The sequence below is a fragment of the Candidatus Nitrosarchaeum limnium BG20 genome (assembly GCF_000241145.1).
GTDB classification, from domain to species: domain Archaea; phylum Thermoproteota; class Nitrososphaeria; order Nitrososphaerales; family Nitrosopumilaceae; genus Nitrosarchaeum; species Nitrosarchaeum limnae.
The window spans coordinates 1-969 of the sequence record NZ_AHJG01000140.1 but is presented as its reverse complement, the minus strand read 5'-3'; the positions used below and the strand labels follow the sequence as shown (position 1 = coordinate 969).

1 protein-coding gene and 1 pseudogene are annotated in these 969 nt (G+C 32.0%); both read left to right on the top strand.

Annotation, left to right across the window (positions count from 1 at the left end):
• Window positions 1-698: HAD family hydrolase (locus tag BG20_RS04620; protein ID WP_010191506.1), on the top strand; the 698-nt coding region annotated here is incomplete at its 5' end.
• A 26-nt stretch (window positions 699-724) separates the two neighbouring features.
• Window positions 725-969, top strand: a pseudogene (locus tag BG20_RS04615) (imidazoleglycerol-phosphate dehydratase); the annotation flags it as partial.

Sequence of the window (969 nt, the reverse complement as noted above, 5' to 3'; positions counted from 1 at the left end):
TTGTTGCAGCAGATAAACTTAGAAAAGATCAACAAGAATTTATCTTCAATGTGATATCAAACGCTGATTCATCAGGAATTTTATCTGTGGAACAATATATTGAGAAATTTGTTGATATCAATGATATTAAAAATAAACTGTCCTATCCTGGAACTCACCATGATAATCCGTTGTACCAAACATTTGATCAAATTTTTTATGGTCATGAGTTATACCTTAAACTTTTCAAAAAATTATCTCAATTTTCAGAACCTGGATTGATAAACAATGATGCTGTCATAGTTACTGATAATCTGATTGAAAAATTGACAAAAAAATTTACCGATAAAATTTCAATTGTATCTGGACGTGGAAAAGAGTCTGTCCGATATTCTCTTAAATCCATTTTGGATAAATTTGATTTGAAAAATTCTGCATTTTTAGAAGATGAATCAAGAGAACTTGCAAAGCCAAATCCCGAGTCTCTAATTCGTTCAATAAGGGGTATGGCATGTACTTGTTGTATCTACGTAGGTGATTCTATGGAGGACCTTATTATGGCTAAAAAGGCAACAGAACAAGGCTACAAAACAATTTTTTGTGGGATTATAGGAACCAGTAAAAATCCACAGGCAAAACTGAAATTATTTCAGAATAATGGGACTTTGATAGTCTTAGACTCTATTGATTTACTTCCGAAGGTATTAAATTTAGAATAATACAAAGTACATCTCCTGTGAAAAATATGAAACCAAGAAAAAGCTCTGTAAATCGTAGTACAAAGGAAACTACAGTTTCTGTATCTGTAAATCTTGATGGAACCGGAAAAACTACTGTTCAAACTGGAATTAGCTTTCTTGATCATCTGATTACAGCCTTTGGAAAACATGGCATGATGGATCTAAAGGTTAATGCTAAATCCAATGACAAAATTGAGCATCACTTGATTGAAGATACTGCAATTACTATTGGTTTGGCAATTGATAAAGC